This is a genomic window from Skermanella aerolata KACC 11604 (assembly GCF_000936425.1).
In the GTDB taxonomy this organism is placed as follows: domain Bacteria; phylum Pseudomonadota; class Alphaproteobacteria; order Azospirillales; family Azospirillaceae; genus Skermanella; species Skermanella aerolata.
In genome coordinates, this window is record NZ_AVFK01000002.1 from 304,713 (window position 1) to 327,244 (window position 22,532).

Annotated in this window: 21 protein-coding genes; 19 read left to right on the forward strand and 2 right to left on the reverse strand. The window is 61.6% G+C overall.

Annotated features, from left to right (window positions below):
* Positions 1 to 107 precede the first annotated feature (107 nt).
* Genes N826_RS04420 through N826_RS04430 form a run of 3 tightly spaced genes read left to right on the forward strand, consistent with a single transcriptional unit; the run spans position 108 to position 3,091 of the window.
* On the forward strand, positions 108 to 989 hold the full coding sequence (locus tag N826_RS04420) for a DMT family transporter (RefSeq protein WP_244619437.1): 882 nt from the start codon (positions 108 to 110) through the stop codon (positions 987 to 989).
* Positions 990 to 1,046: 57 nt separating this feature from the next.
* Entirely contained in the window at positions 1,047 to 2,249 is a 1,203-nt protein-coding gene (locus N826_RS04425) for a CaiB/BaiF CoA transferase family protein (RefSeq protein WP_044426167.1), read from the forward strand.
* Positions 2,246 to 3,091, forward strand: a complete 846-nt coding sequence (locus N826_RS04430) for a citryl-CoA lyase (protein WP_044426168.1) — start codon at positions 2,246 to 2,248, stop codon at positions 3,089 to 3,091. Before N826_RS04425 ends, N826_RS04430 begins: the two co-directional genes overlap by 4 nt.
* Positions 3,092 to 3,215: 124 nt before the next feature.
* Here the strand turns inward: N826_RS04430 and N826_RS04435 are convergent, their stop codons facing one another.
* Positions 3,216 to 4,160 (reverse strand): ABC transporter substrate-binding protein, encoded by a 945-nt coding sequence (locus N826_RS04435; RefSeq protein ID WP_044426169.1) that lies wholly within the window; start codon positions 4,158 to 4,160, stop codon positions 3,216 to 3,218.
* Between the two features lie 617 nt (positions 4,161 to 4,777).
* On the opposite strand from N826_RS04435, the gene N826_RS04440 reads away from it, so the two are divergent.
* Positions 4,778 to 6,433, forward strand: coding sequence for a methyl-accepting chemotaxis protein (locus N826_RS04440; protein WP_052830827.1), 1,656 nt, complete (start codon positions 4,778 to 4,780; stop codon positions 6,431 to 6,433).
* A gap of 211 nt (positions 6,434 to 6,644) precedes the next feature.
* On the opposite strand, the gene N826_RS04445 is transcribed toward N826_RS04440, so the two are convergent.
* Positions 6,645 to 7,490 (reverse strand): TauD/TfdA family dioxygenase, encoded by an 846-nt coding sequence (locus tag N826_RS04445; RefSeq protein WP_052830828.1) that lies wholly within the window; start codon positions 7,488 to 7,490, stop codon positions 6,645 to 6,647.
* A 545-nt stretch (positions 7,491 to 8,035) separates the two neighbouring features.
* On the opposite strand from N826_RS04445, the gene rpsB reads away from it, so the two are divergent.
* The 15 genes from rpsB (at position 8,036) to lpxB (ending at position 22,532) form a co-directional block, all read left to right on the forward strand.
* Positions 8,036 to 8,851 carry a 30S ribosomal protein S2 gene (gene rpsB / locus N826_RS04450; RefSeq protein WP_044426171.1) on the forward strand — a complete coding sequence of 272 codons (816 nt, stop codon included), beginning with the start codon at positions 8,036 to 8,038 and terminating at the stop codon, positions 8,849 to 8,851.
* Positions 8,852 to 8,946: 95 nt separating this feature from the next.
* Positions 8,947 to 9,879 carry a translation elongation factor Ts gene (tsf, locus tag N826_RS04455; RefSeq protein ID WP_044426172.1) on the forward strand — a complete coding sequence of 311 codons (933 nt, stop codon included), beginning with the start codon at positions 8,947 to 8,949 and terminating at the stop codon, positions 9,877 to 9,879.
* A 97-nt stretch (positions 9,880 to 9,976) separates the two neighbouring features.
* Positions 9,977 to 10,714: a UMP kinase gene (pyrH, locus tag N826_RS04460; protein WP_211099214.1), complete on the forward strand. Its 738-nt coding sequence runs from the start codon at positions 9,977 to 9,979 to the stop codon at positions 10,712 to 10,714.
* Between the two features lie 6 nt (positions 10,715 to 10,720).
* Positions 10,721 to 11,278, forward strand: coding sequence for a ribosome recycling factor (frr, locus tag N826_RS04465; RefSeq protein WP_084720472.1), 558 nt, complete (start codon positions 10,721 to 10,723; stop codon positions 11,276 to 11,278).
* A gap of 5 nt (positions 11,279 to 11,283) precedes the next feature.
* Entirely contained in the window at positions 11,284 to 12,015 is a 732-nt protein-coding gene (locus N826_RS04470) for an isoprenyl transferase (RefSeq protein ID WP_044426175.1), read from the forward strand.
* A complete protein-coding gene (locus N826_RS04475) occupies positions 11,957 to 12,817 on the forward strand; it encodes a phosphatidate cytidylyltransferase (RefSeq protein WP_052830829.1) in 861 nt (286 codons plus the stop codon). The genes N826_RS04470 and N826_RS04475 overlap by 59 nt, the downstream gene beginning before the upstream one ends.
* On the forward strand, positions 12,808 to 14,013 hold the full coding sequence (locus N826_RS04480; RefSeq protein ID WP_044426176.1) for a 1-deoxy-D-xylulose-5-phosphate reductoisomerase: 1,206 nt from the start codon (positions 12,808 to 12,810) through the stop codon (positions 14,011 to 14,013). The genes N826_RS04475 and N826_RS04480 overlap by 10 nt, the downstream gene beginning before the upstream one ends.
* A 22-nt stretch (positions 14,014 to 14,035) precedes the next feature.
* A complete protein-coding gene (gene rseP / locus N826_RS04485) occupies positions 14,036 to 15,169 on the forward strand; it encodes an RIP metalloprotease RseP (RefSeq protein ID WP_044426177.1) in 1,134 nt (377 codons plus the stop codon).
* 48 nt (positions 15,170 to 15,217) lie between these two features.
* The gene (gene bamA / locus N826_RS04490; RefSeq protein ID WP_044426178.1) at positions 15,218 to 17,530 is read left to right on the forward strand and encodes an outer membrane protein assembly factor BamA; all 2,313 of its coding nucleotides are present in this window, start codon (positions 15,218 to 15,220) and stop codon (positions 17,528 to 17,530) included.
* A 3-nt stretch (positions 17,531 to 17,533) separates the two neighbouring features.
* On the forward strand, positions 17,534 to 18,115 hold the full coding sequence (locus N826_RS04495) for an OmpH/Skp family outer membrane protein (RefSeq protein ID WP_084720473.1): 582 nt from the start codon (positions 17,534 to 17,536) through the stop codon (positions 18,113 to 18,115).
* 62 nt (positions 18,116 to 18,177) lie between these two features.
* The gene (gene lpxD, locus N826_RS04500; RefSeq protein ID WP_044426179.1) at positions 18,178 to 19,215 is read left to right on the forward strand and encodes a UDP-3-O-(3-hydroxymyristoyl)glucosamine N-acyltransferase; all 1,038 of its coding nucleotides are present in this window, start codon (positions 18,178 to 18,180) and stop codon (positions 19,213 to 19,215) included.
* A gap of 2 nt (positions 19,216 to 19,217) precedes the next feature.
* A complete protein-coding gene (gene fabZ / locus N826_RS04505; protein ID WP_044426180.1) occupies positions 19,218 to 19,700 on the forward strand; it encodes a 3-hydroxyacyl-ACP dehydratase FabZ in 483 nt (160 codons plus the stop codon).
* A 9-nt stretch (positions 19,701 to 19,709) separates the two neighbouring features.
* Positions 19,710 to 20,513 carry an acyl-ACP--UDP-N-acetylglucosamine O-acyltransferase gene (gene lpxA / locus N826_RS04510; protein ID WP_044426181.1) on the forward strand — a complete coding sequence of 268 codons (804 nt, stop codon included), beginning with the start codon at positions 19,710 to 19,712 and terminating at the stop codon, positions 20,511 to 20,513.
* Positions 20,503 to 21,324 (forward strand): LpxI family protein, encoded by an 822-nt coding sequence (locus N826_RS04515; protein ID WP_044426182.1) that lies wholly within the window; start codon positions 20,503 to 20,505, stop codon positions 21,322 to 21,324. The genes lpxA and N826_RS04515 overlap by 11 nt, the downstream gene beginning before the upstream one ends.
* Positions 21,321 to 22,532: a lipid-A-disaccharide synthase gene (gene lpxB, locus N826_RS04520; RefSeq protein ID WP_044426183.1), complete on the forward strand. Its 1,212-nt coding sequence runs from the start codon at positions 21,321 to 21,323 to the stop codon at positions 22,530 to 22,532. The genes N826_RS04515 and lpxB overlap by 4 nt, the downstream gene beginning before the upstream one ends.

A 22,532-nucleotide genomic window follows, 5' to 3' on the forward strand; every position in this document is an offset into this window, starting at 1 on the left:
TAAAGCTTATCAATTTACATCGATCGTTCAATCCATTGAACTCATTCGAGATTTGAGTATTTGGTTCAATCCGGAGGTGCGATTTGCTCGCCCGCGCAATGCTTTGCATGCCTCAGAATAAAACCTCGCACGGATTATGGGCGGCTGTTGCTGCCTTTGCCTTGTTTCCAAGTTTTCATGCAATAGTAAAGTCACTTAGCTCCCATTATTCCATCTTCCAGCTTATGGCGTACATGTCCTTGGCGGCTTTGCTTCCGGTGGCTTTGATGCTGCTTTACGCAAGGCGCCAGGGAAGGATCCGGATCGCCCGCCCGGGAATGGTGCTCATGCGCGCGGTGATTTCCGGCTCCATGGCGGTCTGCGTATTCTATGCGCTCAGCAGGCTTCCGATGTCGACCGCCTATTCGGTGCAGTTTTCCGGTCCTTTGTTCGCCGCCGGCCTGTCGACCGTGGTTCTCGGCGAGAGGGTGGGCTGGAGGCGCTGGATCGGGATCGCCGTCGGATTCGCAGGCATCCTGATCATCCTGCGTCCAGGCGTCACGGACTTCAATTCGGGTTACCTGGCATCGCTGGCGGTGGCCGTGCTGTTCGCTTGCAATGCCATGATCCTGCGCACCGTCGGCGGGGGTGAACCGGGCGGCGCGCTGGTGGCTGCCCATGTGATCGGCATCCTTGGTTTCTCGCTGCCGATGCTTCCATCGGTCTACATCGAGCCGGATTGGCCGGACCTCGGCTGGATGTTCGTCACCGGTCTTCTGATGTCATCCGGCCACTTCTTTCTGGTTCAGGCCCTGCGCTGGGCTCCGGTGTCGAGCGTTTCCGCCTTCCAGTACACGCAGCTCGTTTGGGGATTGCTGTTCGGCGTCCTCCTCTTCGACGACTTTCCAGATGCGATGGCCGTTGGCGGGACAGTTCTGGTGGTCGGCAGCGCGGTCTACGTCGGCATGGCGCAGCCATCATCCAAAACCGACGAGCCCGTCGACATCTGAGTACACCCAGCGGTGTGCACGACCCCTTCTTCCTCCGTTTCATGATTGGAGAACCATGTGTCATCCTTGCTTGAAGGTGTCCGCGTCATCGACCTGACCAACGTGTTGGCGGGTCCATTCTGCGGGTTTCAGTTAGCGCTCCTGGGAGCGGAAGTGATCAAGGTCGAGGTTCCCGGGGCCGGCGACCTTGCGCGCCAGTTCGGTATGGATCCCGAACTCAGCTCGAAGGGGATGGGGACGGGTTTTCTTGCCCAAAACGCGGGAAAGAAGTCGATCACCCTGAACCTCAAGTCCCCGGAGGGCAAGGAGGCCTTCCGGCGGCTGGTCAAGACCGCCGATGTGGTTCTCGAAAACTTCCGTCCTGGTGTGATGGACCGGCTGGGCTGCGGCTACGAGGCGCTCAAGGAGATCAAGCCCGATCTGGTTTATTGCGCCGTCTCGGGTTTCGGACAGGATGGTCCGTGGCGCAACAAGCCGGCCTATGACCAGATCATTCAGGGCCTGTCCGGCATCATGAGCGTAACCGGCGACGACCAGTCGGCTCCGCTGCGGGTCGGCTTTCCGGTTTGCGACACGATCGGTGGGTTGACGGCGGCTTTCGCGGTCTGCGCTGCCCTATTCCGGCGTTCGGTGAGTGGTGAAGGGCAGTTCGCCGATGTCTCGCTGATCGAATCCACGCTGGTCACGATGGGCTGGGCTGTCGCCAATTATCTGATCACCGGCAAGAAGCCGAAGCCGTCCGGCAACGAGAACATCACGGCCAGTCCGTCGGGCCTGTTCAAGACCAGTCACGGCGAAATCAACATTTCGGCCAATACGCAGGACCAGTTCGTCACGCTCTGCCGGCTGATCGGACGCCCGGATCTTTCAGCCGACGACCGCTTCAGCAGCAGGACCGCGCGGATGGCCAACCGGGCGACCCTGAAGGACGAGATCGAGGACGCGCTGGTCGAAGACACGGCCGAGCATTGGGAGGAAAGGCTCAATGCCGAGGGTGTCCCATCGGGACGGGTCATGACGGTGCCGGATATCCTTAAGCATCCTCATATTCAGGAGCGCAACTTCCTGCGGACGTTGCCGCGCGTTCCCGGTATCGACCGCGATATCACCGTCAGCAGGAGCGGTTTCAGACTGTCCGGCGGCGATCCTACCGTGGATACGCCGCCTCCGCTGCTTGGCCAGCATAACGACGAGATCTTTGCCGAGCTTGGTTTCTCGCAGGAGGAAATCGAGGTTCTCAAAGGGAGTGCCGCGCGATGAGCGGATCGGAAAAAGCGGTTGCCCGCGGCAAGCCCCATAAGCCTCCGGTCGACAAGGACCAGATGCTCGCATGGTGGAGCACGGGGATCACTGAACTCAAACCCGGTATCGTCAATCTCCGGGGCATTCCGATTCAGGACTTGATTGGCAAAGTGGGATTTGTCCCGACCATCTGGCTGATGCTCAGGGGTGAACTGCCTTCCGATGCGGAAGCGCGGCTGCTGGAGGCGGTTCTGGTCGCAACGGTCGATCACGGACCTCAGTCTCCGTCATCCGCAGTGGCGCGGATGGGCGCCACGTGCGGTATCGGGCTGAATGCCGCCCTGGGTTCCGCCATCACCCTGCTCGGTGATCATCATGGCGGTGCCGGTCAACAGTGCATGGAGCTGTTCGAGAAGATCCTAGAGTCGGCATCCCGATTCGACTCCCTGGAAGAGGCGGTTCGCTGTGAACTGGCGGAGCGCAGGGCTGCGGGAGAAAAATTCGTTCCGGGCTTCGGCAAACATCTCCATCCGATCGATCCTCGCTCCGCACGGATCTTCGAGATTCTCGAGCAGGCGAAATCGGACGGGACGATCGCCGGCAACCACTTGGCGGTGACGCTGCTGATCGAAGCCGAACTGAAAGCTCAAAAAGGTTTTCTGCTGCCGACGAACATCGACGGAGCGATTGCGGCTGTGCTGGGAGAACTGGGTTTTGCGCCCCCGCTCGGACGCGGAATCTTCATCCTCGGACGCGCCGTCGGACTGCTTGCCCATGCCTGGGAAGAAATTCAAGGAGGTCGTCGCAACAAGGGACCGATGCCGCCAAGTTGTATCCCACCCTATACAGGCGAACCGTAGCATCCATCGCTTGTTCGGTCATCCTGAGCGTTCAAGGATGGTCGGTGCGGACATGGGAAGCTGAAAAGAAGGGCCGCGACGGCGAACCGTCGCGGCCCTTCTTTTCGTCGAAAGACGCCCGAAATCAATCCACGACCGTTCCGGTCGAGAGAATCTCGAGCGGGATATTCAGGCCGAGGCGGTTGACGCTGCCCATGTTGATGACGAGCAGAGGCTGGTTGTCCAACCCGACCGGAACCGCAGAGACAGGCTTTTTCTTCACCAGAACGTCGTTGATGGCATCGGCGAGCTGAACGCCAAGCTTGCCGACATCGGCAACCAGGCCAGCGACGGCGCCGTCCTTGACCGATGCATCGCCGAACGCAAAAGTAGGAACTTTGCCGGCGCTGGCGACGATGGCCTTGGTATTGTCGATCAGCAGCCCGTGGTTCATCAGCACGAAAGCCTTGGCGCCATCCGGGTTGCGCGCCGCGATGTCTTTAGCTTCATCCGCCGTCGTAACGGCATTGAAGGTGCAGCGCAACTTCAACTGCTTGCAGGCTTCTTCTGATCCTTCTTTGTCGACAGCGAAGCTGGAGTGCTTCGTGTCGCCAATGAAGCTGAAGAAGTCCGCTTCCGGAAGCAGGGAAATGAAGCTCCGGATGATGATATCCTTGGGGAGGAAGTAGGTGACGCCGGTGATATTGCCTTCGGGGGCCTGTATGTTCTTGATCGTTCCGTAAAACTTGGGATTATTAGTCCCGCCGAGAAAAGTCGGATTCACGGTCTTTAGCGTAGCCAGCAGGGTGGCTGCGCTGTCGCGCAAAGCTACAGTAGCTGCCTTTGAAGAGTCGAACTTCTTGATCGTCTCTTCGACCTTGGCGATATCTGCCTGCTCACCTGCGAATTCGAGAGAGATCTGCGGTGCGATTTCCTGCAGCCGGTCTTTCATGCTTGTGTAAAGCCGGGTAGTGGCGCCTGACTTGCCGGCCCAGGTAACACCGACTTCGATCTTGGCCTGCGCCACGGCCTGGCCCGACAGGCCAAGCGCGACAAGCGCTACCGCCACGAATGACAGCTTGTTCTTCACCACGATTTCTCCTCAGGCGCTATATGACTCTTGGTGTAAGGTCGAAAGTACTATAACTTATTTGCTATCGACACTCTTAAAAATATCTAAATGGGCTTCATCATTGACGGCGGTGGAGGCCGTCGGAACTGGGCCTCATCCACCGACCTGCTTATGGGATAGTAGGCATTTCAACTTCAGTTTGAAGCCTGTGATAGAAGGATGCGGCATTGGGTTGGTTGTTGATTACAATTTTCAGGACTTGTTCACTCCCCGCACTATACCGTGGGGTTCAAACGCGACAAACTGTCATGCATATCGCGGTTAGGTAATAGGATATACTCATGTACGGATAAAAATCTCATTCTTGAAGAAGTTTGAGACGCTTTGAGATGCATAAGCAGGATTTTTGGCTATTTTAGTTGTATTTAGTCTAAAATCTTGCAACTTTAACTTTCCACCGCCTTGCTTTATGGGGGCCGAAGCCACTGGTCTGCCACGGAAATCGGATTGGCAATGAGACCGGGTGGTGGACGTGCTGAGGTCGGCAATGGGTATGCTCGAAGAAGGAGAAGTTGATGTCTGATGTCACTGGATCAGCTGTAAGGAAGCCGAAAGACGGCAAGGGAGATCGCGTTGTGTCCATCGGCCGCAAGGTGGCTCTCGCTATCGCTGTCGCGGTTCTGATCGGCTTCGGCATCATGATCTGGCTATCCGGGCAGTCCCAGCAGGAAATATTGAAGGCTGGCGCCGCGAACTCGCAGGCCACGATTACCGAACTCGTCGGCGCGCAGATCGCCCCGGCGATCAATTTCAAGCAGGCCGCTGCCATGGTGAAGATGTTCGCCCGGCTGTCGTCCGGCGAGGATGCGCAGGCATTCGCCTTTCGCGTGACAGGCAAGACCGGTGAAGTCCTTGTGGAGCATGGCGACGAATCGGCTTCGAAGGTCGGTTCCGACGATCTTGCTCGTGATGGACGGGCCATTCGGCTGGCGGGAGCCGCGGAATACACGCTGGGTTATGAATTCCGTGGCAACACGGTGATCGTGACCGACGTGTTCTTTGGCACTTCCCCCGACCCGATCGGAAAGCTAACCGTCTTCTGGAGCCAGGAAGGGCTCAAGAAGGAAGTGGAACGGGTTGTCACGAACTCGATCGTCGCTGCGGCGATCATATTGGCGATCGTAATCGGACTTCTGCTGATTCTCCTGAGAGTCCTGGTCAGTAAGCCGATCGGCATCCTTTCCCAGGCGATGCTCCGGCTGGCCGAGGGCGATTTGACGATCACGGTGCCGATGGTGGACCGGAAGGATGAGCTGGGACAGATGGGCCGGGTCATCAATGTGTTCAAGGATAACGCGATCGAGAAGCTCCGCCTTGAACAGGGCCAGGAGCAGCAGAAGCGCCAAGCCGACAGTGATCGCCGGATTGCCTTGCGCGGTCTGGCCGACTCCTTCGAAAGCCAGGTCGGAACCGTTGTGGACGCGGTCACTACGGCCGCGTCCCAGATGCAGTCGTCCTCAAGGCAGATGGCATCCACGGCAACCGAGACCAGCACGCAGGCGACGTCGGTAGCGAGCGCCGCCGAACAGGCATCGGGCAATGTTCAGACCGTCGCGGCCGCGACGGAAGAACTGGCTGTTTCCATCAACGAGATCGCGTCTCAGGTCGAACGCTCGCGGACGGTCGCGTCGCGGGCCGACCTGGAGGCCAAGGAAACGACCCGCCTGATCCAGCGTCTATCCGAAACGGTCGAAAGCATCGGGCAGATCGTCAACCTGATCAATGACATTGCGAGCCAAACCAACCTGCTGGCATTGAACGCGACGATCGAAGCCGCACGGGCCGGCGAAGCCGGCAAAGGGTTTGCGGTGGTCGCAAGCGAAGTCAAGGGATTGGCAAACCAGACCGCCAAGGCAACCGAAGAAATCGCCGCCCAGATCGCAGCCGTCCAGACAGGCACCGCCGATGCGGTCAAGGCAATCGGCTCGATTTCGATTGTCATTGCTGAAATCGGCGGTATCGGCGCATCGGTCGCATCGGCGGTTTCCGAACAGACTGCCGCGACCAGCGAGATCGCGCGCAATGTCGATCAGGCGGCCATGGGGACCCAGGAAGTTTCCAGGAACATCGGCCTCGTCGAAAGTGCCGCTCGCGATACGGGTGGTGCTGCCGGGCAGATCAGCGAGTTCTCGAATGACCTGTCTCATCAGGCCGACATTCTCAAGCGTGAAGTCGGACGTTTCCTGGAGCAGGTTCGCTCCGACCGGGCCGACTCAGCACGCGTGGCGTAACCTTCGAGAAGGTGCGGCGGTAAGGGATGCTGCATCCCGCCGCTTCACCGGACCGAAGCTTCGATTACTGAGTTACTGATCAACCGCGCTTGTATCAGCCGAACGGGCTGCCGGCGGCGATCCATAGTTCAAACCGCTACCTAGAAAACATGACATCCCTGCAAGCCCAGTCAAGAAGGCCCGGCGGCTTCCACCGCCGGGCCTTCTTGATTCAGGCTGCGACGGCCAGTTCGCTGAAGGTGGGGATGATGCCGAAGCTGAGATAGCGGCCGAACGGGCCGGTGCCGTCGAAGTTCAGCCGGTTCATCCGTCGAGCCTGGCTGGTCGGGAAGGCAGTGCGGCCATGCAGCAGGCGAAGATTGTCGAGAACGACAATCCAGTTCGGTTGCAGGCGGAACTCGACGATGTTTTCCGGATCGATGATGAACTCGCGCAGTACCGAGAACGCCTCGGTCGCTTCGGGGTGAATGATCGTGGCAGCCACATCGTCTTCGCGGTAGACCATCTGCACCCGGCCGCCGACCCAGTTGAAGATCGGGCGCAGGCAGCGGATATCGGTCCGCTGAATGCTCATCGCATCGGGACGGAACAGCGCCGGCAACAGCTTCGGGTGCTTGCGCGCCATATAGTCATAGGCCGAGTCGCCGCTGACCAGTTGGGTCATGCCGCCATCCGTGGTGGCGACGATGCATTGCAGGGTCAGGACCTGTTCCGGTTCCAGCGAGAAGGCGCCGTCGGTGTGGGGCGGATGATCGGCGCAGGTGGAGCCGAGATAGCCGGGGATCGGGTCCGTGGGGTCGATCGGAACGATACCGTCTTCGTCAGCGCGGTCGTGCAGGATCACATTGCCGAAGTACTGCTTAAGCGCGACACTGTTGACGCGCGGCTCGGGCCGTTCCTTGCACACCAATACGGCGACACCATATTTGTTAAAGCGCTCGGCGACCGGTGCGAAGCTGTTCTCGTCGAAGTTTTCGGTATCGTCGACATGGACGAAGAGCTTGCTGACATCAAGCTCAGCTCCAAATCCAATGCGATACTCGGATGCATAGGACATAGTTTTCTTCCTTATCTTTGGCAAAACTCTAGCGATCACTGAAGCACGTGCTTCAGAGGCATAATTACTGGATAATTCTTGTCCAGCGGACGGTCCAGCCGTGGACAATTTATTTTTTGACTCAAAAGCGTTTCAATTTCAATGCAAAGAAATCAAATTCGACATATTCGTGTTTAAGAAACCATGATAATGAATACTTGGATATTATAACATGCTGCCATATGGTTTCTTTAAACGCGTTGGTATGTACTTGGCGGTGATAATGACAACTATAAGCGTTTTTTGCCCCTTATGGATAACGGCGCTTAGGAAGAAAACGATCGTCTACCGCCGGGACCCGGCGAATCGGACAAACGACGTTTCCAGGCAGGTTGCGACGCCTGATGACGGAGGTTGCCAAACGGAAGGCGGCAAGCTATCTATCGCGCGTCGCAAAACCTCACGCGGGCTTGCGGTCCTTCGGCACATTCGCCGATGGCCCGCTCCGGTGTTCGCATGGTGCGGACCACGCTCGCGGCGGAGTAACCGGAAAAGGACTGTTTTCCATGCCGATGCCTTCATTCACCATGCGCCAGCTGCTGGAAGCCGGCGTTCACTTCGGTCACCATACGCGTCGCTGGAACCCGAAGATGCAGCCGTATATCTTCGGCGTGCGCAACGGCGTTCATATCATCGATCTTGAGCAGAGCGTCCCCATGCTGCACCGCGCCATGACGGCGGTTCGCGACGTGGTGGCGGGCGGTGGCCGCGTACTGTTCGTCGGCACCAAGCGCCAGGCCCAGGAGAAGGTTGCCGACGCCGCTTCGCGCTGCGGTCAGTACTACGTCAACCATCGCTGGCTCGGCGGCATGCTGACCAACTGGAAGACCATCTCCCAGTCGATCAAGCGCCTGCGCGAAATGGAAGAGCGGCTTCAGGACACCAATATCGGCCTGACCAAGAAGGAAACCCTCCAACTCACGCGCGAGCGTGACAAGCTGGAGCGGGCGCTGGGCGGCATCAAGGAGATGGGCGGCCTGCCGGACATCCTGTTCATTATCGACACCAACAAGGAGTCGATCGCGGTTCAGGAAGCCAATAAGCTGGGCATTCCCGTCGTTGCGGTCATCGACAGCAACTCCGATCCCGATGGCGTCGCTTTCCCGATCCCCGGCAACGACGACGCGCTGCGCGCCATCGATACCTACTGCGACCTGATCGCCGGTTCCGTCCTCGACGGTCTCCAGGCGGAGATGATCGCGTCGGGCATCGATGTCGGCGAGCAGGAAGAGGGCGTCGAGGAAGAGCTGCCGACCGACGAGGAAGCCGCTCCGGTCGCCGAGGGCGATGCCGCTCCCGTGACGGAAGGCGCGCAGGCCTAATTCGCCTGAGCGGGCAACCGGACGCGGTCGCCGCGTCCGGTTGCCGATTTTTTTTGGTGAACTGATAAGACCGATCATTCAGGAAGAGACCGAAGATGGCCGAAATCACAGCCTCGCTCGTCAAGGAGCTGCGCGAAAAGACCGGCGCCGGTATGATGGACTGCAAGAAGGCGCTGACGGAAACGTCCGGCGACCTTGAAGGGGCCGTCGACTGGCTGCGCAAGAAGGGTCTTGCCGCCGCCGCCAAGAAGGCGGGCCGCGTCGCAGCCGAGGGGCTTGTCGCGGTTGCCACCTCCGACACCGTTGGCGCGGTGGTCGAAGTGAACTCTGAAACCGATTTCGTCGCCCGCAACGAGCGTTTCCAGGCATTCGCCAGTGAAGTCGCCCGTCAGGCGCTGACTGGCAACGGCGATCTGGACGCCCTTCAGCAGGCACAGTTCCCGGATGCCGGGCGTACCATCGCCGAAGAGATCACTCATATGGTCGCGACGATTGGCGAAAATATGAATCTTCGCCGTATCGCTCGCATCGAGGTCGGCTCCGGCGCCGTCGCCAGCTACGTCCACAACGCTCTCGCCCCCAACCTGGGCAAGATCGGTGTGCTGGTCGGCTTGGAATCGACCGGTGACCGGGACCGGCTGCTCGAATTGGGCAAGCAGATCGCCATGCACATCGCGGCTGCCCGTCCGGAAGCACTTAACATCGAAGACGTGGATTCTTCGGCACTCGATCGCGAACGGAGCGTTCTGGCCGATCAGGCGCGCGCCAGCGGCAAGCCGGAGGAGATCATCGCCAAGATGGTCGAAGGCCGGCTGCGCAAGTACTATGAAGAAGTGGTGCTGCTCGAGCAGGTTTATGTGATCGACGGCGAGAACAAGGTTCGCAAGGTCGTCGAAAACTTCGCGAAGGAAATCGGTGCTCCGATCAAGGTCGCCGGCTTCGTTCGCTATGTCCTGGGTGAAGGCATCGAAAAGGAGCAGTCCGACTTTGCCGCCGAGGTCGCCGCACAGGCGAATGTCGGCCGCTGAGGTTGACGGCTACTGTCACCATCGGCCGGGAGCCGGCAATGTCGGGACTCGGCCGCTGGATCGAAGCTGTTTCTGAGGATTTGTGTTGATGGCTGCGATGGAGGGGGCGATGCCCACCAACGCCCGGTATGGTCGCGTCCTGCTGAAAATTTCCGGCGAGGCCTTGATGGGCAACCGGGAATACGGGCTCGACCCTGAAATCGTCGACCGCGTCGCGGGCGAGGTCAAGTCGGTCGTCGGTATGGGCGTGCAAGTGTGCCTCGTGATCGGCGGCGGCAACATCTTCCGGGGCGTTTCCGGAGCCGCTACCGGGATGGAGCGGGCGACGGCCGACTACATGGGCATGCTCGCCACCGTGATCAACGCACTGGCGATGCAGAGTGCGCTGGAGCGCCGCGGCGTCCAGACCCGCGTCCAGTCCGCCATACCGATGGCCAGCGTCTGTGAACCCTACATCCGCCGACGCGCCGTGCGTCATATGGAGAAGGGGCGCGTCGTGATCTTCGGTGCCGGCACCGGCAATCCGTTCTTCACGACCGATACCGCCGCAGCGCTGCGCGCCTCCGAAATGGGCTGCGATGCCTTGCTGAAGGGGACCAAGGTCGATGGCGTCTACTCCGCCGATCCCAACAAGGATCCCTCGGCACAGCGCTTCGAGTCGCTGACCCACCTGGAAGTCCTGGCAAAGGACCTTCAGGTCATGGACGCATCGGCGATTTCTTTGGCGCGCGAGAATAAAATTCCAATCCTGGTGTTCTCGATCCACACGGCCGGAGCTTTCGCCGAAGTCATGGCGGGACGCGGCAAGTTCACGATCATCACGGAAGAGGGCTGAACTAAAGTGGCCGACCCTGATATTGACGATCTGAGCCGCCGCATGGACGGCGCCCTCGAGTCGCTGCGCAAAGAATTCGGAGGCCTGCGTACCGGGCGCGCTTCTGCAAGCCTCCTGGAGCCAATCACCGTCGAGGCTTATGGCCAGCAGATGCCGCTCAATCAGGTCGGTACCATCAGCGTGCCCGAGGCACGGCTGATTACCGTACAGGTATGGGACCGCGGCATGGTCAAGGCGGTGGAAAAAGCTATCCGCGAAGGCGGTCTCGGGCTCAACCCCCAGACCGATGGCCAGAACGTACGTGTGCCTATTCCCGATTTGAACCAGGAGCGCCGGACCGAACTGTCCAAGGTCGCTTCCCGCTATGCCGAGCAGGCTCGTGTCGCTGTCCGCAATGTGCGGCGCGACGGAATGGACATGCTGAAGCGTATGGAAAAGGGCGGCGATATCAGTCAGGATGAGCACAAGACTTGGGCCGAAGAGGTCCAATCGATGACAGACGCCCACATCAAGAAAATTGACGAAGCGCTGACGGCCAAGGAAAAAGAGATCATGCAGGTCTGATCTCGATGCAGGAGATTTCGACCGTGCCGTACGCGCCTCCGAAGCATGTCGCCATTATCATGGACGGCAATGGCCGGTGGGCGAAGGCCCGCGGCTTGCCACGGACCGCCGGCCATCGCAAGGGAGTCGAGGCTGTGCGCCGCACCGTCGAGGCTGCCAGGGAGCTTGGTGTTCCATACCTCACCATGTTCGGCTTTTCGTCGGAAAACTGGCGCAGGCCCGAAGGTGAGGTTTTCGACCTCATGCAGTTGTTGCGTTTCTATCTGCGCAGCGAAATCGCGGAACTTCATAAAAACGGCGTCCGCCTGCGGGTGATCGGCGACCGTACGAAGTTGTCCGGCGATATCGTGACCATGATCGAAAAGGCCGAAGAGCTTACCCGGAACAACAAAGAACTCAATCTGATCATCGCGCTGAGTTACGGTGCGCGGCAGGAAATCGTGGAAGCCACCCGTCAGATGGTGCGCGATGCCCTGGAAGGGCGGTTGAGCCCTGACGAGATCTCCGAGGAAAGCTTCTCCGCCCGTCTGCTGACACGCGACGTCCCCGATCCCGACCTTTTGGTCCGGACCAGCGGGGAGCAGCGTATCAGCAATTTCCTGTTGTGGCAGTCGGCCTATACCGAGTTGGTCTTCGTCGATACGCTGTGGCCCGATTTCACGAAGCGCGATCTGGAAGATGCAATCCGAGAATTCAACCAGCGCGACCGGCGCTACGGCGCCGTCGGGACGCGGTAGGGCGGGGGACCTCCGCACCCGGTTCCTCTCGGCACTGGTTCTCGGCCCCCTTGTTCTGCTGGCGGTATACTTCGGGGGCTGGATCTTCCAGCTCCTGATGCTGGCGTTCGCCCTGCTCGCAGCCGCAGAGTGGGTAAGGCTCGTCGAACCGGAACGGACCCTCGCGATTGCCTTGCTGGCGATCGGCGCCGTCGGGGCGGTCCTCGTAGTCGACTTCATCGCCGGGGTCGAGTTTTCGCTCGGATTGGCGGCTTTGCTGACGGTGGCCCTGTTCGTGGCGGCGACCGTCGGGCACGCACAGCATCGCCGTCTCCTGGCTTTTGGAATTCCATACATCGTCTTCGGCAGTCTTTCCCTGCTTTGGGTACGGGGCATTGCGGAGGACGGGCTGGGACTGCTCATCTACCTGCTGTTTGCCGTCTGGGCCACCGACATCGGGGCCTATGCTGCCGGGAGGACGATCGGCGGGCCTAAGCTGGCACCTCGTATAAGTCCGAAGAAGACTTGGGCGGGACTGATCGGCGGAATGGTCAGCGCCGCTATCTTCGGTGCCGGCGTGGCAGTTGCCTATGGCGCCGCCCGGCCCGGGTTCGCAGCCGTGCTGGCCGCCGTCCTGGCCGTGGTAAGTCAAGCCGGCGACTTCTTCGAGTCGGGCGTCAAGCGGTACTTCGACAAGAAGGACAGCGGGCATCTCATCCCCGGACATGGCGGTTTGCTTGACCGCGTAGACGGGCTTATTGTCGCAGCGCCGGTCTTTGCGCTGTTCCACGCGACCCTGGGGAAAGTTCTCGAATGGTGGTAGCCGCCGCCCAACAAATCAATGCGCCGAATCAACCTCGGCATGTGACGGTTCTCGGGTCGACCGGGTCGGTCGGACGCAACACGGTGGAACTGATCGCCCGCGATCCGGACGCCTATGTCGTCGAAGCGCTGACCGCCGGCCGTAACGTCGCCCATCTGGTCGAGCAGGCGCGCGCACTGCAGCCCAAGCTTGCCGTGATCGCCGATCCAGCCGGATACGAACCACTGCGCGACGCCCTTGCCGGCACCGGGATCGAGGTCGCGGCCGGGCCGGAGGCGGTCGTCGAAGCCGCCCAGCGGCCTGCCGAATGGGTGATGGCGGCAATCGTCGGCGCAGCCGGCTTGGAGCCGACCCTGGCCGCGACGCGCCGCGGCGCCATCGTCGCGTTCGCCAACAAGGAATGCCTCGTCTGCGCCGGTCCTCTTATGATGGACCTCGTACGCGACAGCGGCGCCACGCTGCTGCCGGTGGACAGCGAGCATAACGCGATATTCCAGGTCTTCGACTTCGAGCGGCGCGAGTCGATTCGTCGCCTGATCCTGACGGCATCGGGAGGACCGTTCCGTCAGGCCGACCGTGCGACCATGGCCGCTGCCTCACCAGCCCAGGCTTGCGCTCATCCGACCTGGAGCATGGGCGCCAAGATCTCGGTCGACAGTGCGACGATGATGAACAAGGGCCTCGAGATCATCGAGGCGCATTTCCTCTTCGCCATGCCGGAAGACCGCGTCGACGTCCTGGTCCATCCCCAGTCCGTCATTCACAGCATGGTTGAATACGTGGACGGGTCGGTCCTGGCTCAGCTCGGCACGCCCGACATGCGCACACCCATCGCTTTCTCGCTCGGCTGGCCGAGCCGGATCGAAGCGCCGGCGGCGCGGCTCGATCTGCTCAGCGCCGGAGCGCTTACCTTCGAGGCGCCTGACCCGGTCCGCTTCCCGGCACTGCGGCTGGCCCGCCACGCCTTGCAAAGCGGCGGGGGCACTCCTACAATTTTGAACGCGGCGAACGAAGTAGCTGTCCAGGGCTTTCTCGATGGCCGGATCGGTTTTCTCGACATCGAAGCCGTGGTCGAAGGAACGCTGGAGAAGCTGCCTTATTCCCGCCTCGATAATTTGGATACGGTACGCCATATCGATGCCGAAGCCCGCCGCGAGGCGGGTATGATATTGGCCCGGCGAAACGACGAAACCTGAACCGCGGGCGGTTGGAGAACCAATGGAATTCCTCGGCGGTCTGTGGACCTATGTCATCCCATTCCTGGTCGTGTTGACCGTTCTCGTGTTCGTTCACGAGCTGGGGCACTATTGGGTGGCGCGGCGCAACGGGGTGCGGATCGAAACCTTCTCGATCGGCTTCGGACCGGAATTGTTCGGTCGCACCGATAAGGCGGGCACGCGCTGGAAATTCAGCGCCATCCCGCTCGGCGGCTACGTCAAGATGTTCGGCGACGCGGATGCCGCCAGCACACCCAGCGGTGCCGTCCGGTCGATGACGCCGGCCGAGCGAGAGATCTCATTTTTTCACAAGCGTCTAGGCCAGCGCGCCGCCATCGTGGCCGCCGGTCCCATCGCTAACTTCCTGTTCGCGATCATTGGCCTGACGCTGCTTTTCTCGATCTACGGCCAGCCCTTCACGCCGGCTGACATCGGATCGGTTCAGCCGGAAAGCGCCGCTGCCCAGGCCGGCATGCTGCCGGGCGACGTCATCGTCGAGGTCGACGGCCAAGCGATCGAGCGGTTCGAGGAAGTGCAGCAGATCGTCCGGTTCAATCAGGGCACTCCGCTGGCGCTCGTCGTCCAGCGCGACGGGCAGCGGCTTCCCATCAGCGTGACGCCGCAGGTGACCACGGTCACCGACCGCATGGGCAATTCCCACACCATCGGGCTTCTCGGTATCGGCCGTGCCGGCATGGAATACCGCCGCCACGATCCGCTGACAGCGCTTTGGCAGGCAGGCCGCGAGACCGTCAACCTGACGGTGGGGACGCTCGGCGCAGTAGGCCAGATGGTGAGCGGTTCTCGCGGAACCGAGGAACTGGGCGGGCCGCTTCGAATCGCGCAGATGTCGGGCGAGGTGGCGCAAAGCGGCATCGTGGCACTGATATGGTTCATGGCCATTCTGTCTGTAAATCTGGGACTGATAAACCTTTTCCCCATCCCGATGTTGGACGGTGGCCACTTGTTGTTCTATGCCGTTGAGGCGATCCGTGGTAAGCCCCTCGGCGATAGGGCTCAGGAGTATGGCTTTCGGATCGGGCTGGCGCTGGTGCTTACCTTGATGGTGTTCGCGACGTGGAACGACCTGGTGCATCTTCGTGTCGTCGATTTTTTCCGTGATCTGATTTCCTGACGGGATAAGTAGTTTTATTGGGGGTCTGAGTTGGGGCTGAACAGGTTTATGGCGGCCTGCCTGCTGGCTGCGTGCGCGACCACGGCGACATCCGCGATTGCGCTGGCTCAGGGGTTTGGTCAGGGGCAGCCGACGACGGTGGCGCAGGCCAATTTTTCAGGCGGCAACATTGCGGGCATCCAAGTTGAAGGCACACAGCGGATCGAGCCGGCCACAGTCCGCTCGTATCTGGTCGTCAAGCAGGGCGATCCCTTCAACCCGCAGCGGATCGACGACTCGCTGAAGGCGCTTTTCGCCACCGGTCTGTTCGCCGACGTGACCCTCCGCCGCGACGGCAATACCCTTGTCGTCAATGTGGTCGAAAACCCGATCATCAACCGGATCGCCTTCGAAGGCAACAGGCGGATCGAAGACGCCGACCTGGAGCGCGAAGTCCAGCTTCGTCCCCGCGTCGTCTATACGCGCACCCGCGTCCAGAACGACGTGCAGCGCTTGCTGGAAGTCTACCGCCGCAGCGGCCGGTTCGCAGCGACGGTCGAGCCGAAGGTCATCCAACTCGACCAGAACCGGGTGGATCTGGTTTTCGAGATCGATGAGGGCGCCCGTACCGGCGTCCGCAAGATCAACTTCGTCGGCAACGAGATGTTCAGCGACAGCAAGCTGCGGGAAGAGATCCAGACCCGCGAGTCGCGCTGGTACCGTTTCCTGACGACCGACGATACCTATGACCCGGATCGGCTGACGTTCGACCGCGACAAGCTTCGCCGTTTCTATCTTTCGCGCGGCTATGCCGACTTCCGCGTCGTTTCCGCCGTGGCGGAGCTGACGCCCGACCGCGACGGCTTCTTCATCACTTTCACGGTGGAGGAGGGCGAACGTTACAAGTTCGGCAAGATCGGCGTGGAGACGGAACTCCGCGACCTGGATCCGGACCTTCTGAAGGACCGGCTGACCACCGAAGAGGGCGACTGGTACAACGCGGAAGAGGTCGAGACGTCGATCACCAACCTCACCAATGCCGTCGGCGATCTTCAGTACGCGTTCGTCGATATTCAGCCGCGCATCGTACGCAATCGCGAGCAGCGGACCATCGACGTCGTCTATGATATCGGCGAAGGTCCCCGGGTCTTCGTGGACCGGATCGACATCACGGGCAACGTCCGCACGCTGGACAAAGTGATCCGGCGCGAAATGCTCCTGGTGGAAGGCGACCCGTTCAATACCTCCAAGCTGCGCCGGTCAGAGCGCCGCATCCGCGACCTCGGTTTCTTTGAGCGCGTCAACATTACGACCGCCGAGGGCGTCCAGCCTGATCGTTCCGTCATCCAGGTTGATGTCCAGGAACAGTCTACCGGTGAAATCGAGATCGGCGCCGGCTTCTCGACCATCGACGGTCCGTTGGCGAACTTCGGCATTCGGGAACGCAACCTTCTGGGCCGCGGACAGGACCTGCGCTTCTCCGCCACGGTGTCGGGGCGCACCCAGGAGTTCGATCTCAGCTTCACTGAACCGTACTTCCTGGAGCGCGATCTGGCGGCCGGCGTGGATGTCTTCCGCATCACCCGCGACAACCAGGACGAAAGCTCCTACGACGAAGCCAACACCGGCATCGGCTTCCGCTTGGGTTATCCGCTGACCGAGCGGTTGAGGCAGCGCCTCAACTACACGCTTCAGCAGACCGAGATCGAGAACGTGGCGGCCGATGCGTCGCGCTTCATCCGCGAGCAGGAAGGTACCCGGATCGTCTCGCTGGTCGGCCAGGAACTGATGTACGACGCGCGCGACAGCCGCATCAATCCGACCGAAGGCTACTTCATCCGCCTCAACAACGAGATCGCGGGTCTTGGCGGCGACGCGCATTTCTCGCGCAACAGGCTGGGCGCCGGCGTCTATTTCCCGGTCACCGAAGGCACCGTGCTGAGCTTCCTGGGCGAAGTGGGCTATATCGTCGGCTTCGGCGAGGACGTCGCGATTTCCGATCGGTTCTTCCTGGGCGGCGACAGCCTGCGCGGCTTCGCGCCGGCCGGCGTCGGTCCTCGCGAACTGAACAGCGACGACTCCCTCGGCGGCAACCGGTTCGCCCGTGCCAGCGCCGAACTGGCTTTCCCGATCGGTCTGCCGGATGAATTCGGCGTCACTGGTCATACCTTTACGGATATCGGCACTCTAAGCGAAGTGGACGCTACACCGATCGGTGCTGAGCGGCTTGTCGATGACAACTCCCTCCGCCTCGCCGCGGGCGTCGGTATCTCCTGGCGGTCGCCGCTCGGTCCGATCCGCGTCGATCTGGCCTTCCCGATCATCAAGGAAGACTACGACAAGGTGGAAGAGTTCCGTTTCAGCTTCGGAACGCGGTTCTGATCCATGGTGGCTGAACTTCCGCTCCGGCGTCGTCTCGTCCCGGGCTTGGCCGGCATCGCGATGGTTCTCTGCCTTATGGCAGGGCAGCCTCGCGGTGCCTGGGCCGAACTTCCGGCTTCGGTCGTCGCGGTTGTGGACGTTCAGTTCATCCTCCAGGAGGCGGCTGCCTCGAAGAACATTCAGAAGCAGCTCGAAGCCCAGCGCGAGACTTATCAGAACGAGATCTCCAAGCAGGAAGACAGGCTTCGTGCGGTCGAGCAGGAGTTGAACCGCCAGCGTTCCGTCCTGTCTCCCGACGATTTCGGCCAGAAGCGGCGGGAGTTCGAGCAGCAGGTCGCCGACGTCCAGCGTACCGTCCAGGCGCGCAAGCGCGTCCTGGATCAGGCCTTCAACGAGTCCATGACCAAGGTCCGGGATACAGTTCTCCAGATCGTGACCGAGGTGGCCGGGGAGCAGAAGGCGACGCTGGTCCTCGCGAAACAGCAGGTGGTGCTCGCGGAGAAGTCCCTGGACCTGACATCGGCCGTGCTTGACCGATTGAACAAAAAATTGCCGACGGTTCCGGTAACGGTACCCAAGAGTTGACTTGACCCCGGGCCTGTATCCGGGGCAAAGGCAGCCATCGAAACCTCATAAAGAAGGGAGCCATGCCGGATCCTCGTTTTTTCACCGTTGCAGGACCCTTCACGCTCCAGAAACTGGCTACTATAGCCGGTGCGGAGATAGGTCCCGGAACGGACCCGGACACGGTATTCACCGACGTGGCTCCTCTCGACGCCGCTGGCCCGACGGATGTCAGCTTCCTTGACAACAAGAAGTACGTCGAAGCTTTCAGAGCCAGCCGGGCCGGAGCCTGTCTGGTTCACCCCGATGTCGTGTCGCGCGCCCCCCAGGGCATGGCGCTGCTGGTGACCCGCAAGCCCTATACCGCCTACGCCCTTGTGGCCCAGGCGTTCTATCCGTTGCCGGCTCCCCGTTCCGGTGTCGCCGCCGGCGCCATCGTCGATCCAACCGCCGAAATCGGCGAGGGGACGGAAGTCGCGGCCGGTGCCGTGGTCGGCGCGGGTGCCCGGATCGGCGCGCGGTGCCGGATCGCATCCAACGCCGTCGTCGGCGAACGGGTCGAGATCGGCGACGACACGACGATCGGCGCCTGTGCGTCGCTCAGTCACTGTCTGATCGGCAGCCGTGTCAACATCTATCCGGGGGTCCGGATCGGAACGGACGGCTTCGGTTTCGCGATGGACCCGACGGGTTTCGTCCGCGTTCCCCAGCTCGGCCGCGTGATCATCGAGGACGATGTCGAGGTCGGCTCCAACTCGACTATCGATCGTGGTGCCGGACCCGACACCGTGATCGGGCGCGGGTCGATGATTGATAATCTGGTCCAGATCGGGCACAACGTGACCATGGGACCGGGATGCGTCATCGTCGCGCAGTCCGGTATCTCAGGAAGTACGCGACTTGATCACCATGTCGTGCTGGCAGCGCAGGCCGGCATCGCCGGGCACCTCAAGATTGGCGCCGGTGCTCGTATCGCGGGCCAGTCCGGCGTCATGCGCGATGTGCCGGCGGGAACCGAGGTCGGAGGGTCCCCGGCGGTTCCCATGAAGCAATGGTTCCGTCAGGTCACGACCCTGGGAAACCTGACCCGCGGGAAGCGGTCCCGTCTCAAGGAAGAATAGTTATGGAAGTTACATCTGAGAACAAGACGGCGGAAAACGCCCCGGGCATAGATATCGATATCCTGCGTATCATGGAAATGATCCCGCACCGCTATCCTATGCTGATGATCGATCGGATCACGGACGCCATCGCTAATGTCAGCGCCGTCGGCATCAAGAACGTGTCGATCAACGAGCATTTCTTCCAGGGCCATTTTCCTCAGCGGCCGGTGATGCCGGGCGTCCTGATCGTGGAAGCCATGGCCCAGACGGCGGGCGTCCTGGTCGTCCATACGCTGGGTGCGGAGTCCGAAGGCAAGCTGGTCTACTTCATGTCGATCGACGATGCCCGCTTCCGCCGTCCGGTGACGCCGGGCGACACCGTGCATATCCATGTTACGAAGATCCAGCACCGGCGCAATGTCTGGAAGTTCAAGGGTGAGGCGAAGGTGAACGGTGTACTCTGCGCCGAAGCGACCTTCGCCGCCATGATCCTGGATGAGTGAGCAGGCAGCATGACAGTATCCATCCACCCCCACGCGATCGTCGATCCGGCCGCCCGGATCGGCGCTTCCGTCACAATCGGCCCATTCTGCGTGGTCGGTCCCGATGTGGTGTTGGAGGATGGCGTCCGGCTCCACTCGCATGTGGTCGTCGAGGGGAGAACCCGGATCGGTCCGGGCACCCAGATCTTCCCGTTCGCTTCGATCGGCCATGCTCCTCAGGACCTGAAGTACCATGGCGAGCCGTCCGAACTGATCATCGGCGCCAACAACCGCATCCGTGAGCACGTCACGATGAATCCGGGCACGGAAGGCGGCGGCATGGTGACGAAGGTCGGCGACAACTGCCTGTTCATGATGGCGTCCCATGTCGCGCATGACTGCATCGTCGGCAACAACGTCATCCTGGCCAACAACGCGACGCTCGGCGGCCATGTTCGTGTCGGCGACCACGCGATCCTGGGAGGCCTGTCGGCGGTCCACCAGTTCGTCCGGATCGGTGCCCATGCCATGATCGGCGGCATGTCGGGTGTCGAGCAGGACGTCATCCCGTTCGGCCTCGTGATGGGTGACCGTGCCCGTCTCAATGGCCTGAATCTCGTCGGCCTTCAGCGGCGCGGGTTCGACAAGGACGCTATCCGCACGCTCCGCGCAGCCTACAAGACCCTTTTCGCGGCGGACAAGACGCTGGCCGAGCGGATCGACCAAGTCGGCGAGGAGTTCGGCGATCAGCCCGTGGTCGGCGACATCCTGTCCTTCATCCGCGCCGAAGCGTCGCGTCCGATCTGCCAGCCCCGCGTGGAGAATGCTTCCTAAGCTCGGGATCATCGCGGGCGGCGGCGACCTGCCGGTGAGGCTGCTGGAGGCCTGCCGGTCGATCGGCCGCGAGGCGTTCGTGCTTGGCCTGGAAGGCCATGCGGAGCCCGAGGGCATCGGACGCCATGTCGATCTCTGGGTCCGCCTGGGAGCAGCCGGCACTATGCTCGACGCCTTGCGCGCCGCCGGTGCGCGCGATATCGTCCTGGCCGGCCGGGTACGCCGTCCCAGCCTTGTCGAGCTTAAGCCGGATTGGCGGGGCGCCCGCTTTTTCGCCCGCATCGGCGCCCGTGCGCTTGGCGACGACGGATTGTTGAAGGCGGTTACGGCGGAGCTCGAAGGCGAAGGCTTTCACGTGGTGGCTGCCCATGACGTTTTCCGAGATCTTCTGACACCGGCGGGACCGCTTGGCGGTCTCAGGCCCGACGAGCAGGCCGAAGGAGATATCGCGCGCGGTGTCGCCGTGATCCGTGCCCTGGGGCCGCTGGATGTCGGTCAAGCCGTCATCGTTCAGCAAGGCCTGGTGCTCGGCATCGAGGCGATCGAGGGTACCGACGCCCTGATCGAGCGCTGCGCGGCCCTGCGCCGGGACGGTCCCGGCGGCGTTCTGGTCAAGATGACCAAACCAACCCAGGATCTTCGCTTCGACCTGCCCACCGTCGGCGTCGTCACGGTGGAGCGGTGTGCAGCCGCAGGCCTGCGCGGCATCGCTGTCGAGGCAGGCAAGACCATCGCGCTGGACCGGGATGCGATAGCAGCACAGGCCGATCGGCTCGGTCTTTTCGTGGTTGGATTGGACAACACTCCGTGAGTTCCAAAACAGGACCGTTGGTCTTCCTGATTGCCGGCGAACCCTCCGGCGATCTGCTCGGCGCGCGCCTGATGGCCGCCATGAAGCGCAAGGCGGACGGTCCCATCCGCTTCGCCGGGATCGGTGGCGACCGCATGATCGCGGAGGGGCTCGAAACCCTGTTCCCGCTCCACGAGCTATCGCTGATGGGCATCGCCGAGCTTCTGCCCCGGCTGCCCAACCTGATCCGGCGGCTGAAGCAGACGACTGCGGAGATCCGGAACAGGCGACCTGATGTCGTCGTGACGATCGACGCACCGGACTTCTGCTTCCGCGTCGCCAAGCGCCTGAAAGGCTCCGGCATTCCTTTCGTCCATTACGTGGCGCCGACGGTATGGGCATGGCGGCCCAAACGGGCACGGAAGATCGCCGCCTTTCTGGATCACCTGCTGGCTCTCCTGCCATTCGAGCCGCCCTATTTCGAGCGGGAAGGGTTGCCCTGCACCTTCGTTGGTCATTCCATCGTAGAGGGAGGTGCGGCCTCGGGAGATGCCGGTCGCTTCCGTGCCAAGCACGGTATCTCTCCCGATACCCGTCTCTTGACGGTCCTGCCCGGCAGCCGCCGGAGCGAGATCAGCCGCCTGCTGCCGGACTTCAAGGCGACGCTGGAGCGTCTGGCGCCGAGCCAACCCGGCCTTGTCGCCGTCGTTCCTACCGTGCCCCACGTGCGCGACACGGTTGCGGCCGAGGCCGCGGGGTGGCCGGTACCGGTAATCCTGGTCGAGGGAGACCAGGACAAGTACGACGCCTTTGCCGCGTCGGAAGTAGCGCTGGCGGCGTCGGGGACCGTAGCGCTGGAACTGGCGCTGGCGCGGCTGCCGTCCGTCATCGCCTATCGAATGCACCCGGTCACCGTCGGACTCTACCGGCGCTTCATCCACGTCAGATACGCCAACTTGGTCAACATCATGCTGGACCGGATGCTGGTGCCTGAGTTCCTTCAGGAGAACTGCACGCCGGCAAATCTGGCGGGGGCGGTCGGCAGACTGCTCGACGATCCCGCCGCCCGCACTGAGCAGCGGGACGGAGTTGCCGAAGTCGCGCGCTGGCTGGGGCAGGGAGGTCCGCCGCCGAGCGAGCGCGCGGCAGACGTGGTATTCGGCATACTCGAAGGCCGGAACGGCACGTCAAACGTTGATACGGTATCCAAGAAAACCGGAGGGATATGA